We start from the raw sequence: 15,726 nt of genomic DNA, 5'->3' as shown, positions 1-15,726 counted from the left end.
GAACCGTTCCGGCCATTGTGGCCCCGAAAGCAAGGTGCTTATAGTGGCGGTCTGCACACCCCTGAGCCACTCCGCCGCAAATACCTGATGAGGAGAGCCGGATGGAATCCCGCACCCTTGGTTCCCTGACCGTTTCCGCCCTCGGCCTTGGCTGCATGGGGATGAGCGAGTTCTACGGCACCGGCGATGAAAATGAGTCCATTGCCACGATCCGCACTTTCCTCGATGCCGGCGGCACCCTCCTTGATACAGCTGACATGTACGGGCCATTCACGAACGAGATGCTCGTGGGCACGGCGATCGCGGGCCGCCGCTCGGACGTGGTCCTTGCCACCAAGTTCGGTAACGAACGCCGCCAGGACGGTTCGTGGGTGGGCATCAATGGGCGGCCCGACTACGTCCGGTCCGCCTGCGATGCGAGCCTGCAGCGCCTCGGCGTGGACCACATCGACCTCTACTACCAGCATCGGGTGGACAAGACGGTACCGATCGAGGACACCGTGGGGGCCATGGCCGAGCTCGTCGAGGCCGGCAAGGTCCGGCACCTGGGCCTGTCCGAGGCCAGCGCCGAGACCATCCGCCGGGGCCACGCGGTCCACCCCATCACGGCCCTGCAGACCGAATACTCCCTGTGGGAGCGCGAACCCGAAACGAAGGTCTTCCCCGTGCTCGAGGAACTCGGCATTGGATTCGTCCCCTACAGCCCGTTGGGCCGGGGCTTCCTGACCGGCCAGCTGCGGAGCCCTGACGACTTCGCACCGGATGACTTCCGTCGCCACTCGCCCCGGTTCCAGGGCGAAAACTTCACCCGCAACCTGGAGCTCGTGGACCGGGTGAAGGACCTTGCGGATGAGAAGCAGTGCTCGCCCGCACAGCTGGCGCTCGCGTGGCTCCTTGCGCAGGGCGAACACATCGTGCCCATTCCCGGCACCAAGAAGCGGGAGCGGCTTAACGAAAACCTGGGGGCGACCGCCGTCGAGCTTTCCGCAGAGGACCTGGCGCGCCTCGATGAACTGGCCCCGGCGGGAGCCGCGGCTGGCGCGCGCTATCCGCACATGAACACGATCGACACCTAAACCGACCCCGCAGCACCGAAAGGGAATCCCATGACCGGCAGCACCGAGGGCACCAGCGGCACTGGCGATACAAGCGAAGATCAGGTCCTCGACCAGTGGAGCCGACGGCTCACCCAGGCCCTGCAGATCCTGGACCTCAAGGTTGACCACGGGCTGGTCCGCCGGCTCGCCGACGAATCGGCGCAGGCTGTCAACGGTTCCGCCGGGCCCGTCAGCGCCCTGCTCGTGGGCTACGCGGCCGGCCTTGCAGCCCAGCACGGAAAGACCACGCCAACGGAGGCCGTGGAGTCCGCTGCGCAGGTGGTGCTGCAGCTGTGCGAGCACGGAGCCGACGGCGGCCCGGACAGCAAGGGCTGGTCCAGCACCGCTCAATGACCGTTAGCGGTACCACGCAGGTGCGCCGGCCCGCCAGCGCACGCGCGGGAGGTCCCCGTGACGCCGTGGCCCCGAGACCCCTGCCCCGGCGACTCAGGCTGCGCCCGTCAGGCCGTGGCCGGCTCCAGCCGCACTAGCACCGCCTTCGAGACCGGGGTGTTGCTTCCCTCCGCCACGCTGTCTAGCGGAACCAGCACATTCGCCTCGGGGTAGTACGTGGCGGCGCAGCCCTGGGCCGTGGGATAGGACACCACGCGCAGGTTCTTCATGATCCGCTCCACGTCGTCCTCATAGACTCCGTGGATATCCACGAACTGGCCGTCGCTGAGGCCGAGCTCAGCGATGTCCTCGGGGCTGACGAACACCACGTTCCGGCCCTTCTTGATGCCGCGATAGCGGTCGTCGTGGCCGTAGATGGTGGTGTTGAACTGGTCGTGCGAGCGCACAGACTGCAGGATCAGGGTTCCCGCCGGCCGCTCCACGTGCTCCAGGTGGTTGACCGTCAGCATCGCCTTGCCCGTGGGCGTGTGGAACGTGCGCGAGTCCCTCGGGCCGTTCGGCAGCACGAAGCCGCCCTTTTGCCGGATCTTGTCGTTGTAGTTTTCACACCCGGCCACGACGTGGGAAATGTGCTCGCGGATGAGGTCGTAGTTCTTCTCGAAGCCGTCCCAGTCCGCGCTGGTCCTTCCGGCCACCGTCTCCCGTGCAAGGCGGCAGACGATGGCCACCTCGGACAGCAGATTCGGCGCGACTGGCCTCACCTTGCCCTCCGAGGAGTGGACGGCGCACACGGTGTCTTCAACAGAGACGAACTGCGGCCCCGACGCCTGCATGTCAATCTCCGTGCGTCCCATGGTGGGCAGGATGAGCGCCTCCTTGCCGGTCACGGTGTGAGAGCGGTTGATCTTCGTGGAGATCTGCACCGTCATTTCAGTGTTCTCCATGGCCGCCTCCGCAGCGTGGGTGTCCGAAATGGCGGCCACGAGGTTGCCTCCCAGCGCCACGAAAACCTTAATGTCGCCGTCGCGCATGTTCCTGATGGTCTGGACGGAATCCGCGCCGTGCTCACGGGGCGGGTCGAACGCGAATTCCTTGCCGAGGGCGTCCAGGAAGGCTGGCGGCATCTGCTCCCAGATGCCCATCGTGCGGTCGCCCTGGACGTTGCTGTGACCGCGGATGGGCGAGGCGCCGGCGCCCGGCTTGCCCATGTTGCCGCGCAGGAGCAGCAGGTTGATGATTTCCTTGATGGTGGCGACGCCCTTCTTGTGCTGGGTGATGCCCATGGCCCAGGTGACGATGACCCTGTCCGCCTTCAGGTACCGGGCAGCTAGTTCGTCGATCTCGTCGCTCCGCAGGCCCGTGGCCTCAAGGACATTGTCCTCATCCAGCTCCGCCAGGTGCGCCCTGAGTTCCTCCAGCCCCTGGCAATGCTCCTCGAGAAACTGGTGGTCCAGCACCGTTCCGGGATTCTTCGCTTCTGCGTCGAGGACCCGTTTGGAGATGGCCTGCATAAGAGCCATATCGCCGCCGACGCGGATCTGCAGGAACTGGTCTGCTATTTCCGTTCCATGGCCAACGATTCCCTTGACCTTTTGCGGGTTCTTGTACCGCATGAGCCCGGCTTCCGGGAGCGGGTTGACGGCAACGATCTCGCAGCCGGCCTCCTTGGCCTCCTCGAGTGCCGTGAGCATGCGCGGATGGTTGGTGCCAGGGTTCTGGCCCATGATGATGATCAGCTGCGCCTTGGCGAAGTCGTCATAGGAAATCGTGGCCTTGCCGATGCCGATGGTCTGGCCCATGGCCCAGCCCGAGGACTCGTGGCACATGTTGGAGCAGTCCGGCAGGTTGTTGGTTCCAAAGGCACGCACATACAGCTGGTAGATGAAGGCAGCCTCGTTTGACGTCCGGCCACTCGTGTAGAAAGCAGCCTCGTCCGGGCTGGCCAGGCCCTTGAGTTTGTCGCCGAGAATCCTGAATGCCTCGTCCCAGCTGACCGGCCTGTAGTGGTCCTCCCCTGCAGGCTTGTAGACCGGCTCGGTGAGGCGTCCCTGCATTCCCAGCCAGTACTCGGGCTTTTGCCGCAGTTCACTGACCGGGTGCTCTGCCCAAAACTCCGACGCCACCACCACCGGCGTGGCCTCCCATGTGACGGCCTTCGCGCCGTTCTCACAGAATTCAAAGGCCTTGCGGTGGTCGGGATCCGGCCACGCGCAGCTCATGCAGTCGAAACCGCCCTTCTGGTTCATGGCCAGCAGCGTTTTCTCGGTCCTGACCACGCCCATGTGCTTCAGGGCCGGCTGCATCGAGTGCAGGACACCGGGCATACCGGCTGCCCATTCCTTCGGCCTGCCCACCTCAAGGTCTTTGTCGTCAGCCTCTTCCACACGCGGATTCTTGCGCGGCATGCTGCACCCTCCTTGACTCGCTGCATCGTCTGGGTCCTGCTGCTTAGGGCCCGGGCACTACACATTGTGTTACCCCAGTCACAGGACTAGCAGGAATGGGAAGGGGCTGCAAGCATTTGGCCTGGAAGTTGGGACAGTGCTCTCTCGCCGGCGTGGCCCGGGAAGCCGCCCATCCTTCTCTGGCGCCCTGGAGCGGATCGGGAGGACAATTGGGGCACTACGCATTGACCGTTTGGAGCCGCCGTGCGTCGTTCCAACACGTGGCTAAGACGTCACAGGCTTGTGGCCTTCTTCATTCTGGCCTACGCAATTGCCTGGGCATCGTGGCCTCTCTACGCGGCAGGGCTGATGCCGCGGATGGAGTTCCTGCCCGTCGGCCCGCTCTTGGCGGCCGTCATTGTGATCGCCCTGGCCGAGGGCCGGCCCGGCTTCCGGGCCTGGGGCCGGCGGCTCGTGCGGTGGCGCGTGGGCTGGGTCTGGTACGCCGTCGCGCTTCTGCTTCCCGCGCTGCTGGTGCTGGTCACCGGCTTCATCAACATCGCTCTCGGCGCATCCGCCCCAGGCCTCGCGGACCTAACCTGGAACGGGCTGCTGATGGCCTTTGCCGTGCGTCTCGTCAACCCGTTGGACGGCCCCCTGGGTGAAGAACCGGGCTTCCGCGGCTACGCCCTTCCCCTCCTGCAGGCCGCCCGTCCGCCGCTGCAGTCGGCGGCGATCCTCGGCGTCCTTGTCGCCATCTGGCACCTGCCGCTCATCCTTTTCAACGGCCTAAGCCTGATCGGACTGCCGACGACGTTCGTCATCACCTTCCTGTACGTATGGCTCTTCAACCGCACGGGCGGAAGCGTTTTGCTGACCTTCCTGTTCCACAACAGCCAGGGCACCTTCACGGTCGGTTCCTTCGGCTTCACCGGCGCAGCCGGCGGCCGCGCTGAACTGATCTATTTCGCCGTGGTGCTCGCCGCGGTCCTGGCCACCCTGCTGCTCGACCGCAAAGCCTGGCGCAAGGCACCCCGCTCAGCCACCGCCATCGGGCGCTTCTCCCTCAAGATGCGCCCGATGTAAGGGCACCAGAAACCAAGGAGGAAAGATGTCCTCACCGCTCGCCTCAGCCGCCGGGCCGATCGCCCTGGTGGCCGGACTCGCATTCGCTGCTGTGGACGTCGCCCGCCTGCTCGCCGCCGACCGGAGCCTGGACAGGATCGAGATGATGCGCCAGACGCCGTTCGTGGTGACCAACGCACTGTACTGGGCGGTCTTCATCGGCCTCGTCCTCGCCCTCGTATCGGTCTACTTCCGCTCCGCCGGACGTACCGGCGGCCTCGGCGCCGTCGGCTTCTGTTTCGCGCTCGTTGGCACCCTGGACATGGCCGGAAACATGTGGTTCGACGGGTTCGCCGGCCCTGGATCGCCGACGTTGCACCGGGCGCGATCCTCGCGGGCGGATCCGGAATGCTGGCTGTCGGCGGCCTCTCCAGCTATGTCCTGTTTGCACTCGGCTGGATAGTCTTCGGCATCACCGGCTGGCGGTCACGGATGTTCCCGGCGTGGGCGGGCGTGGCGTTTGTCGTGGCCGGCGTCCTGGGCTCCAACGCGGGCCTTCCGCCGTACGGAATCCCCATCGGACTCACCATGGCCGCCCTGGGATGGTGGATTCTGCGCGGTTCCTCCCCGCGCCAGCCGGCCTCAGCCTGACAGTTCAGCCAGCAGCTCCGCCTTGCGCTCGTCGCTGGCGAACGAGGACCCGATGGAGTTCGCGGCAAGCCGGACGCGGTCGAATTCGGACAGCCCCATGACCGATTCCAGCTGGGCGAAGTTGTCATCCACGTAGCCGCCGAAATACGCCGGATCATCCGAGTTCACGCTCACGTTCAGTCCGGCAGCCAGCATCGCCGGAAGCGGATGGTCGGCCAGCATGTCCACTGCGCGCAGCCGCACGTTCGACAGCGGGCAGACGGTCAGCGGCACGCGGTCGGCCACCAGCCGCTCCACCAGGTCGGGGTCCTCCATGCACCGGATGCCGTGGTCGATCCGATCGACTCCCAGCACGTCCAGCGCCTCAATAATGTACGACGGCGGTCCCTCCTCGCCTGCGTGCGCGATCTTCCGCAGGCCTGCTTCGCCGGCCCTGGCAAACAGCCGCTCGAACTTGGCTGGCGGATTGCCGACCTCCGCAGAATCCAGGCCGATGCCCGTAATCGGCGCGTTCATCGCGATCAATGCTTCAAGAACCTCTAGAGCGGACTCTTCAGACAGGTCCCGCAGGAAGGCGGCGATCAGCAGGGTGGACATCCCGAACTCCTCCTGCGACGTGGCGAGCACTGAGGCCACACCGTTGACGCAGGTCTCCAGTGAAACGCCGCGGGACAGATGGGCCTGCGGGTCCAGCATGATCTCCGCATGACGCACTCCCGCAGCCGCCGCCCGGCCAAGGTAGGCGCGGGTCATGTCAGCGAAGTCCTCCTCTGTCCGCAGCACCGCCATGTTGGCGTAGTACAAGTCCAGGAAGGACTGCAGGTCCGTGAATTCGTACCGCGCCCGCAGCTCGTCCAGGTCCGCGTAGGGCAACTCGATGCCGTTGCGCTCGGCCAGTGCGAAGATCAGTTCGGGTTCCAGCGTTCCCTCGATATGCAGGTGCAGTTCGGCCAACGGCGTGAGCGGCGGGGCCGCCGGGCCCTCCGTTCCGTCCAGAATCGGGGCTTGATCGGTCGGTTCGGTGGCGGCGTCGTAAGTGTTCACTCCGCCAGAATAGTCCCCGGATCTGCCATCACCGCTAGAGTCGAACAGATGCGAAGTGAAAAGTATGCTGATCATCTGCCGGACCTGGCGCCTGACCACACAGCAGACGGCTTTGTCCGGGTGCGCGGAGCCCGCGAAAACAACCTTCGCAACGTGGACGTGGATGTCCCGCGCGACGCGATCGTCGCCTTCACAGGCGTCTCCGGCTCGGGTAAATCCTCGCTGGCGTTCGGCACCATCTACGCCGAGGCCCAGCGCCGCTACTTCGAATCCGTGGCGCCCTACGCCCGGCGCCTCATCCAGCAGGGGCACAACCCGAAAGTGGAGATGATCACCGGGCTGCCTCCCGCCGTCGCGCTTCAACAGCGCCGCGGCACGCCCAGCAGCCGGTCAACGGTGGGCACTGTCACCACGTTGTCGAACTCGCTCCGCATGCTGTTTTCGCGGGCCGGGACGTATCCGGCTGGTGCGGCGCAATTGGACTCGGATGCCTTCTCCCCCAACACCGCCGCCGGCGCCTGCCCCGAGTGCCACGGCCTGGGCATCGCGCACACCGTCAGCGAAGCGTCCCTGGTTCCCGACACCTCGCTCAGCATCCGGGACGGCGCCATCGCCGCCTGGCCGGGCGCGTGGCAGGGCAAAAACCTGCGCGACATCCTCACCCATCTCGGCTATGACGTGGACACTCCATGGCGGAAGCTCCCCAAGAAGCAGCGCGACTGGATTCTCTTCACCGACGAACAGCCGGTGGTAGAGGTGACGCCCCAGCGCGACCGCGTGGCCAAACCGTACAAGGGCCGCTTCTGGAGCGCGAAGAGCTACGTCCTGCACACCCTCGCCGACTCCAAGAGCAACACCATGCGCGAGCGTGTCCTGGCGTACATGGAAACCGGGCCGTGTCCCCGCTGCGGCGGCACCGGACTGACACCAGAGGCGTTGGCGGTGACCTTCGCCGGACACACCATCGCCGGACTGAACGCCGTTCCCATGGCCGAACTGGCAGAGATCATCCGTCCTACCGCGGAGCTCACCGATTCGGTCACCGCATCACGGCAGCAGAGCTCGGGCGAAGGAAACGAGGTGGCTGTCGCCATCACGCGGGATCTCCTGCAGCGGGTCAACGTGCTGCTGGAGCTTGGCCTGGGCTATCTGGCACTGGGACGCTCCACCCCCACGCTCTCCCCCGGCGAAATGCAGCGGCTCCGCATCGCCACCCAACTGCGCTCCGGGCTGTTCGGCGTGATCTACGTGCTCGATGAGCCATCCGCCGGGCTGCACCCCGCCGACGCCGAACCGTTGCTGGCGGTGCTCGACCAGCTCAAGTCGTCCGGCAACTCAGTGTTCGTGGTGGAGCACAACATGGACGTGGTGCGCCGTGCTGACTGGCTCGTGGACGTGGGGCCGCACGCCGGAGAAGGCGGCGGCGAGGTGCTCTACAGCGGTCCTGTGGCCGGCCTGGCCGACGTGGAGGAGTCCGTCACCCGGGCGTTCCTCTTTCCGGACGGTTCCGCCAGGTCAGCGGCCGACGGTGGCACTCGCCGTGAACCCGACGGCTGGCTTGAGCTGCGGGACATCAGCCGCCACAACCTGCGCGAGCTTGATGCAAACTTCCCGCTGGGCGTCCTGACTGCGGTGACCGGCGTCTCCGGCTCCGGCAAGTCGACGCTGGTCAGCCAGGTGCTCGCGGAAGTGGTCGGCGCCCGGCTGCATTCCGATTCCGGGGCCGGGCCCGCAGACAGGGCAGCGTTGGAGGAGGAACCGGAGGACGCCGGCGAGGTCACAGCACCTTTGTCAGTCGGGCCCGTGTCCGGTCTGGACCGAGTGGACCGGCTGGTGACGGTGGACCAGAAACCGATCGGCCGGACCCCGCGCTCCAACCTCGCCACCTACACCGGGCTCTTCGACGCCGTCCGCAAGGAATTCGCCGCCACGGACGAGGCCAGGTCCCGGGGTTTCGGCGCAGGACGCTTCTCTTTCAACGTGGTGGGCGGCCGCTGCGAGACCTGCCAGGGTGAGGGTTTCGTGGCCGTGGAGCTGCTGTTCCTGCCCGGCAGCTACGGTCCATGCCCGGAATGCCATGGCTCGCGCTACAACCCGGAAACCCTGGAAGTCACCTACCGCGGCAAGAATGTGGCGGAAGTCCTGGGCATGACCGTCAATGCGGCAGCAGAATTCCTGGACGACGTTCCGGCGGCCGCGCGCAGCCTGCAGACCTTGCGGGACGTGGGTCTGGGATACCTCAGGCTGGGCCAGCCCGCCACTGAGCTCTCCGGCGGCGAAGCCCAGCGCATCAAGCTCGCCACCGAGCTGCAGCGAGCCCGCCGTGGCCACACGCTGTACCTGCTGGATGAACCCACCACCGGCCTGCACCCGGCGGACGTCCAGCTTCTCATGACGCAGCTGCACCGCCTGGTGGATGCCAGCAACACGGTGGTCGTCGTAGAACACGAGATGGATGTCGTGGCCGCCGCGGACTGGGTCATCGATCTGGGACCGTCGGGCGGTGACGCCGGCGGTGAGATTGTCGCCGCCGGTACGGCAGCCGCCGTCGCGCTTTCACCCGACAGCCGGACGGCGCCGTACCTGGCCACAGCACTGAATTCCTGAGGCGAAAGAGGCCGCCGCGGACCCGTCTGCGGCGGCCCCCGCTCGACTTGGGCGCCTGTCACATGGGCCTCCAGCCGCCCACTTGACTGTCAATATTGATCTCGATTTGATAACGGGGACTCACTGCTTTACCGTTGAACACATGCCCGCGCCACGCGGGCCCATGAATGCCCGGTGCCGCCTCCACCAGTTACTGCCCGGCCGGCGGACACCGAAATGACCTCTATTTGTCAGGGGCGGGCGGTAGCGCGACAACGTCCGGGGACGGACCGAGCGCGGGTGGCCTCAGGAGCATCCCACCATGAAGAAATCTACTTTCAGCACTGCCGCGCGCCGTGGAGTAACTCTCGCCGCCGTTTCTGTTGCAGGGCTTGCACTTTCCGCCACCGCCGCAAACGCGGCAACCCCCACCGCCAGCACCTCCACCTGGGACGCCCTCGCCCAGTGCGAGAGCGGCGGTAACTGGGCCACGAACACCGGCAACGGTTTCTCCGGCGGCCTGCAGTTCACCCCGCAGACTTGGGCCGCCTACGGCGGCACCGGCTCCCCTCAAGGCGCCTCCCGCGCCCAGCAGATCGCTGTAGCCGAAAAGGTCCAGGCCGGCCAGGGCTGGGGCGCATGGCCAGCCTGCGCCGCCAAGCTGGGCCTGAGCGGCGGCGCTACCGCAGCTGCCCCGCAGATCCTGCCGCAGAGTGCACCCGTCCAGGCCGCACCGGTTCAGACTGCTCCGGTTGCCCAGGCCCCGGTCGCCACCGCGGCCCCGGTCCAGGCTCCCGTGCAGGCCGAAGCCCCCGTCCAGGCCAAGCATGTGGCTGCCGTCGCCGTGAGCGGCGAGACGTACACCGTTCAGGCCGGCGACACCCTGAGCAAGATCGCCGACAAGCTCGGTGTTGACGGCGGCTGGCAGAGCCTCGCCGACGCCAACGCTGCCACCATCGCCGACCCCGACCTGGTGTTCGTTGGCCAGGTTCTGCAGCTGCCTGCCTAATTTGGCGGCCGTGGCCTGCTGACAGTTCCGCACTGTCGTGTAGACCCACCCCTGTAGTCCAACGCCGGGCCGCTCCACTTTGTGGGGGCGGCCCGGCGTCGTTCTTTTAACTGGCTTTTCATACGTCAGCGCGCGAACGTGTTTTCTTCCGCAGCAGGCGGTCATTCGCCACGATGGCCGCCGGGCCGCTCCCCTCTGCGGGGCGGCCCGGCGTCGTTCGCCTGGATCAGTCGGGCGTCCGGACTGTCCGCTTCGCGCACCCGGGCGTCAGGTCGCTGCTGAACCGGGGACGACGCCGGAACGTGACGTTCGCGGGTGGCGCCCGCCGTCGTTTTCCAGCGGTTCTTCCTCTCAAGTCTTTCCCTTAAAGCAATACAACGCCGGGACGTCCCCATTGTGGGGCGTCCCGGCGTCGTTGTCTGTTCAGTTGCTGATGCTACTGCCTGGCAGGCGTCAGGCGGTTACTTCTGAGGCGTCGCCTTAGGCTGCTGCCGGCAGTTCACGAACGATGCGCACCTTCCAGGCGGCGTCGTCGCTCGTGTCCAGCAGGGCCACTGTGCCCGATGCGAGGTGCAGGGCGACCCGCTTGGCGTGGAGCAGCTCCAGGTAGAGGTGCTCGTTCATGCGGGAAGGGGTGTCGATGACGAACTTCACGGCGTCACGCACCTTGCGGTAGTTGGCGCTGTGTTCGCGGTGCCGGTGGAGTTCAAGCTCGTGGCGCTGCTTCACCCGCGGTTCGTGTTTGTTCAGCCAGTTCACTGCCAGGTGCACTCCGATGACCAGAGCGAGCGAGACGGCGTAAATCCACCAGCCCGTCGACATCAGGAACAGCGGCAGGTTGGCAACAGCGACGATCGCGATCACAACGCGCAGGGCCACCAGCCGGCGCAGAGTCAGCGCGACGGAAGCGAGTGCCGTTCGAAAGCGGTGCTGGTCCTTGCGGGCGGCCGCCGGATCGAGCGTAAACTCGTCCAGAACCAGGATGCCGTTTGCCTCGGGGCCAAGCATTTTGCCGTACTTCGGAACGAAGTGCTGAGGCGCCTGTGACCCGTGTGATTTGGCCGCTGAGGGCGCGGGCAACAGGGGCGCGGGAGAGGTAAGAGTCATGTGAGGGCTTCCAGACGCTGGTGAGGTTTCGGCTATCTTAGTGGTCGGCGCACATTGGTGTATGCATAGGTCCACTATGTGAACACCTTTATTTGGGCTGGGCGTTGCGAACGTGTGGGCTCGGACACCGTAATTGGCACATCGGGCGCGGGGCGTCAGACTGAAAGGATGCAAACCTTCCTTCCGTATCCCGATTTCCAGCAAAGCGCTGCCGTGCTGGACCCCGCCAGGCTCGGCAAGCAGCGCGTCGAGGCGCTGCAAACACTGCGTGCGCTGGTGATCCCGGAGTACGGCTGGCAGTCACACCCGGCCATCCGCATGTGGATGGGTTACGTCCCGGCGCTCACCATGTACGGCCTGGCCATGGCCGACGAGTGGACCAAGCGGGGGTTTGCGGACAACACCCGAGACAACATTCGCGAGTTCGCCCCACAGGCGGCCCACCCGGATTACGCCGCCAAAATCGCCATGCCGCCATGGCTGGGCGACCCCGAACTGCACCTGAGCCACCGTTCCAACCTCATCCGGAAGGATCCGCGGTTCTATGCGCCGGTTTTCCCGGACACGGAAGCCGACCTGGAGTATGTCTGGCCTGAACCCCGCCACGAGTTCCTGCCCGAGGACCCGGAGGACGACGTGCTGTGGATCCTGCGCGAGCACGTGGGTGACATCGACCCCGAACGCTTGGACAAAGTGGGACTGCCGGCCGTGGGACGTGCAACCCTGACTGCGGCCAGCACCGAAGACGACTACCAGCCGGTCTACGCGGACTCAGGCTCGCGCCGCCCGTCCAAGGTCGCCCGCAAGTTGCCTCCCAAGCAGCTCGTCAAGAAGCCGTCGCGGAAACGCCAGCGCCAGGAAGCGGCCTTCTCCACCCTGCCCGGCAAGTCGCCGGTGGCCGTACCGTTTGAAGGCGGCAGCAAGTTCGCCGTCGGCATGGTTCTCGGCCGGCCCATCACGCTCGACGACGGCCGCTTCGGCCGCAACTTCAAAGTCACCGAAATCATTGACCGTTCAGCGTTCGACTACCCAGCCCTGCTGCAGGATCCCCGAGTGTTCTTCCCGGTTCCTGCGCTGTAAGGGCACAGAGCTTCCAGGTTCCGGTGGATGCGCGGGCCAAGCCGCTCTCGGCAATCGACGGGCCTCGATTTCCGGAAGAACCGAATATTGATTGCCATGGCACGTGCAGATAAGGGCGAGATCGATGCCCCGTCTGGGCCTGTTGATCTAATACAGTGTTCCTCGTGCGCTTCGCGGTGGAACCGCACGTCATATGGATGGGGGCCAAAATGGCGGCAGGGGACGGGGCTGCCGAACAGTCGCGTTTAGCGGCGGAACGCGCGGCAAAACTGCGTCGCCAGCTCGATCAGGCAGAACGAGCTGAACGAGCTTGGGCGGCGGGCGCGGCAGGCGAAGCCCGAGTGGCGGATGTGCTGGATGAGCTTGAACCGCAGGGCTGGCGAGTTTTGCACGACGTTCGATGGCCGGGACGGCCAAAGGCTAACCTTGACCATGTCTTGGTCGGCCCGGGCGGCGTCATCGTCATCGATGCAAAGAACTGGTCCGGCGAAGTGCAGCTCCGAAACGGTACCCTCCGCCAAAATAGATACTCACGAGAGCGAGAAGTCTCGGGGGTCTTGGAACAATGTTCGGCGGTCGCGGCACTCCTCGAACCGCAACACCGCCGGCACGTCCAGGCCTGGCTGTGCATGGTGGGCCAAGCAACCATGCACGGAATCACAGCCAGCGGTGCACGAATACAAGGCCTCGATACTCTTCGCAACGCCATCGGCGCTCTCCCCGCTGTTCTGGATTTGGTGACCGTGGAGATCATCCACACTTATCTGAGGGAGCTGCTGTCAGGCGGCACGAGTCCAACCCTGCTGACCACCCGGCAGTTGGACATCGGGACACCTGACCTTGCGCGTGATGCGTTGCCAGCCGCTTCACTGGCGACGTGGCGGAGTGCGCGTCACGCCAGCGACAGCGTTGTTCAAGTGCCCACCGGACGCAAGCCGAAACGCCGGAAAACCAAGAGCTGCCTCGGCGCTCTCCTTTACATTGCGTCGATCATCTTTATCCTTGGTGTCCTCGTCAACGTGATGTCCCACTTGTCGCAGCCAGCCCCGCAGGCTCCTCGCCCCACACCTTCCGTCGTAAAGACAGTGCCCTCCCGTTGATGTTCTGCGCAGGCCGGCACACGGCAGACGGGCGGAACTGGCAGACTGGCAGGCATGACTATCCTTCTGGCAGGCTGTGGCGACCTGGGCACCGAAGCCGGGCTGCGGTTCGCTGCAGCCGGGCACCGCGTTGTGGGGTGGCGGCGTTCGCCCGCGAAACTGCCAGTGGAAATCGAAGGGGCGGCGGCTGACCTGAGCACCGCTGACCTTCCGCCGGTCCCGGCAGATACAACCGCCGTCGTCGTTGCCGTTGCCGCCGATTCGCCGACTGAGGCGGCATACCGTGCGGCGTACGTGGACGGCCTTTCACATGTCCTGGACGCGCTCGTGCGCGACGGTGTGACGCCGCGTCGCGTCCTGTTTGTCTCCTCCACCGCCGTTTACGGCGACGCCGGCGGCGATTGGGTGGATGAAAGCACGACGCCGGCACCCGGCAGCTTCTCTGGCCGCATCCTCCGCGAGGCCGAGGATCTGCTCCTGACGCGGCTGCACGGGACGTCCACGACGGCTGTGGTGCTACGCCTCGGGGGCATCTACGGGCCCGGGCGTACAAGGCTAATAGATCAGGTCCGCAGCGGGTCGGCCGTGATCCCCGAAGACAAGCGATACACCAACCGGATTCACCGGGACGACGCCGCCGGCGCAATCCTTCGACTGTGCACCATGGCCGAGGAGCCCGCGCCTGTCTATATCGGGGTTGACGACGATCCTGCCGAACTCGGTGATGTCCTGCGGTTCCTGGCATCGGAGCTGGGGCTCGATGTCCCGCCGTCGGGCCCGGTTGGCGAGGCGCGCGGCGGCAACAAGCGATGCAGCAACGCGTTGCTGCGAGGGACCGGATATTCCTTCGCCTATCCGACGTTTCGTGAGGGATACCGCGACATTCTGGCCGGGGTTGGAGTGCGGCACCCCTAGGCCGTTGCTCTAAGCAGCACCGGCCGCCCGGACCAAGCTCGCTGGGGAAACGGGAACCAGCCCGGACCGAACGAGACCGAACGCAACTTCAACGAGGGGCCCGATGGATTTTCAGCACATTATTGAAGCAGTCGGCAGGTTCATGGACTTCGCAGGCGTGGCTGTAATGGTGATCGGCGCTGTGGTCTCGATCCCCATGGCACTGCGCGGCTACCAGCCCCGGCGCCTGCCCGCCGATGCCGGGCGCATGTCCGTCTACCGCTCGTACCGCCAACTGCTCGGCCGCTCCATTCTGCTAGGACTGGAACTCCTCGTTGCAGCCGACATCATCCGCACCGTAGCCGTCACTCCGACGTTTGAAAGTGTCGGCGTGCTGGCCATCATCGTGCTCATCCGTACTTTCCTGAGCTTCTCGCTGGAACTGGAAATCACAGGCAGATGGCCTTGGCAGAAGGAGCCGTCTGCGGGCGGTTCCGGATCTAAGGGCAGCTCGCAGAGCAGGGAGTCCGCTGTTTCAGAGACGTAGTCCGTCGGTCGGTTCGCGACAACGTTTCCCGCCAGGCCGTGGTCTGTGGCTGTTCGGTCTATCTTCGTGGCCATCCATTTAAGATTTCGCTCCCTTCAACTCGGTTATCCTTGCGCAGCTAAAAATGTCAGACCCCTCTGACAAAGTTTTCCTATGGAAGCCATGGGGGAACACGCAGCGGATCACACCGCGGGCCAGGCGGTAACGCCGGGCCTTAGCGCGGCTTCCCTGTTGCGGGGCCGCGCGCTTCGCAGCGTTCCCGCTTCAGCTTTGCTCACGGATCACGCGGCGTCCGACGGCGGTGCCGCCGCCGGCGGTGCTGTCACCGGCGGGTCTGTCACCGGCGTGACGTCTACTGGCACCGCCTTCAGTGGCGGGGCTGCTGAGGCCCTGGAACAGTGTCTGGAGGCGCTGGCATCGGCAGTCGACGCCGCGGACAACGAACTCGGGCTGGCTTCCTTCCGGGAGGCGGCGGATTTCGCGGACCTGACCGAGGAGCTCTCCCGCCGTGCCGAGCACCTTCAGCTGCTCGCCGCGGCCGCGGTGGAACGGACCCGCACCGAGGCGGTCAACGCCGCCGGACCCGCGGCAAAAGCCACCGGCTGGACCACCGGCTGGAGCACCGACACCGCGGGGGACGTCTCCGGATCCGGAGCGACGTCCGCAGCCGCGGCGCCGGGAACAGCGCCGGGGCCGGCGCGGGTGCGGTCTGTGCCTGCCGATGACGGGTGCCGGAACACCGCCGAATACCTCCGGGTCCGGCTCCGGATCAGCATCGGCGAAGCCCGCCGCCGGCTCGCCCTCGCCG

The 15,726-nt window shown here is 65.9% G+C and carries 14 protein-coding genes and 1 pseudogene; 12 read left to right on the top strand and 3 right to left on the bottom strand.

Features of this window, described 5'->3' with window-relative positions:
* The first annotated feature begins 101 nt into the window (after positions 1-101).
* Positions 102-1,076, top strand: coding sequence for an aldo/keto reductase (locus AC1DD3_RS20525; protein WP_476882410.1), 975 nt, complete (start codon positions 102-104; stop codon positions 1,074-1,076).
* A gap of 30 nt (positions 1,077-1,106) precedes the next feature.
* Positions 1,107-1,451 carry a DUF6457 domain-containing protein gene (locus AC1DD3_RS20520; protein ID WP_230120133.1) on the top strand — a complete coding sequence of 115 codons (345 nt, stop codon included), beginning with the start codon at positions 1,107-1,109 and terminating at the stop codon, positions 1,449-1,451.
* 107 nt (positions 1,452-1,558) lie between these two features.
* Here the strand turns inward: AC1DD3_RS20520 and AC1DD3_RS20515 are convergent, their stop codons facing one another.
* Positions 1,559-3,856 carry an FdhF/YdeP family oxidoreductase gene (locus AC1DD3_RS20515; protein WP_230120132.1) on the bottom strand — a complete coding sequence of 766 codons (2,298 nt, stop codon included), beginning with the start codon at positions 3,854-3,856 and terminating at the stop codon, positions 1,559-1,561.
* 282 nt (positions 3,857-4,138) lie between these two features.
* On the opposite strand from AC1DD3_RS20515, the gene AC1DD3_RS20510 reads away from it, so the two are divergent.
* The 3 genes from AC1DD3_RS20510 to AC1DD3_RS20500 are packed head-to-tail and all read left to right on the top strand — an operon-like array spanning position 4,139 to position 5,551.
* Positions 4,139-4,921: a CPBP family intramembrane glutamic endopeptidase gene (locus AC1DD3_RS20510; RefSeq protein WP_476882409.1), complete on the top strand. Its 783-nt coding sequence runs from the start codon at positions 4,139-4,141 to the stop codon at positions 4,919-4,921.
* A gap of 25 nt (positions 4,922-4,946) precedes the next feature.
* Positions 4,947-5,363 (top strand): hypothetical protein, encoded by a 417-nt coding sequence (locus tag AC1DD3_RS20505; RefSeq protein WP_476882408.1) that lies wholly within the window; start codon positions 4,947-4,949, stop codon positions 5,361-5,363.
* The gene (locus AC1DD3_RS20500; RefSeq protein WP_476882407.1) at positions 5,309-5,551 is read left to right on the top strand and encodes a hypothetical protein; all 243 of its coding nucleotides are present in this window, start codon (positions 5,309-5,311) and stop codon (positions 5,549-5,551) included. Before AC1DD3_RS20505 ends, AC1DD3_RS20500 begins: the two co-directional genes overlap by 55 nt.
* Here the strand turns inward: AC1DD3_RS20500 and AC1DD3_RS20495 are convergent.
* Positions 5,543-6,595, bottom strand: coding sequence for an adenosine deaminase (locus AC1DD3_RS20495; RefSeq protein ID WP_476882406.1), 1,053 nt, complete (start codon positions 6,593-6,595; stop codon positions 5,543-5,545). The two genes, AC1DD3_RS20500 and AC1DD3_RS20495, sit on opposite strands and share 9 nt — an antisense overlap.
* Before the next feature lie 48 nt (positions 6,596-6,643).
* Between AC1DD3_RS20495 and uvrA the strand changes: the two genes are divergently transcribed.
* A complete protein-coding gene (gene uvrA / locus AC1DD3_RS20490) occupies positions 6,644-9,202 on the top strand; it encodes an excinuclease ABC subunit UvrA (protein WP_476882405.1) in 2,559 nt (852 codons plus the stop codon).
* 301 nt (positions 9,203-9,503) lie between these two features.
* Entirely contained in the window at positions 9,504-10,190 is a 687-nt protein-coding gene (locus tag AC1DD3_RS20485; RefSeq protein ID WP_230120128.1) for a transglycosylase family protein, read from the top strand.
* 480 nt (positions 10,191-10,670) lie between these two features.
* Here AC1DD3_RS20485 and AC1DD3_RS20480 read toward each other — a convergent pair whose 3' ends face one another.
* On the bottom strand, positions 10,671-11,198 hold the full coding sequence (locus AC1DD3_RS20480) for a hypothetical protein (RefSeq protein WP_230120156.1): 528 nt from the start codon (positions 11,196-11,198) through the stop codon (positions 10,671-10,673).
* 267 nt (positions 11,199-11,465) lie between these two features.
* On the opposite strand from AC1DD3_RS20480, the gene AC1DD3_RS20475 reads away from it, so the two are divergent.
* From AC1DD3_RS20475 to AC1DD3_RS20455, 5 genes and pseudogenes are all read left to right on the top strand, one after another.
* Positions 11,466-12,377: an MSMEG_6728 family protein gene (locus AC1DD3_RS20475; RefSeq protein WP_476882404.1), complete on the top strand. Its 912-nt coding sequence runs from the start codon at positions 11,466-11,468 to the stop codon at positions 12,375-12,377.
* Between the two features lie 164 nt (positions 12,378-12,541).
* Positions 12,542-13,477, top strand: coding sequence for a nuclease-related domain-containing protein (locus AC1DD3_RS20470; RefSeq protein ID WP_476882403.1), 936 nt, complete (start codon positions 12,542-12,544; stop codon positions 13,475-13,477).
* A gap of 54 nt (positions 13,478-13,531) precedes the next feature.
* Entirely contained in the window at positions 13,532-14,392 is an 861-nt protein-coding gene (locus AC1DD3_RS20465; RefSeq protein WP_476882402.1) for an SDR family oxidoreductase, read from the top strand.
* Between the two features lie 103 nt (positions 14,393-14,495).
* Positions 14,496-14,918 carry a DUF1622 domain-containing protein gene (locus AC1DD3_RS20460; protein ID WP_230120125.1) on the top strand — a complete coding sequence of 141 codons (423 nt, stop codon included), beginning with the start codon at positions 14,496-14,498 and terminating at the stop codon, positions 14,916-14,918.
* Between the two features lie 153 nt (positions 14,919-15,071).
* Positions 15,072-15,726: pseudogene (locus tag AC1DD3_RS20455) on the top strand (HNH endonuclease signature motif containing protein); the annotation flags it as partial.

This window comes from Arthrobacter sp. 05T444 (genome assembly GCF_056395905.1).
This window is presented reverse-complemented; position numbering and strand designations above follow the sequence as displayed.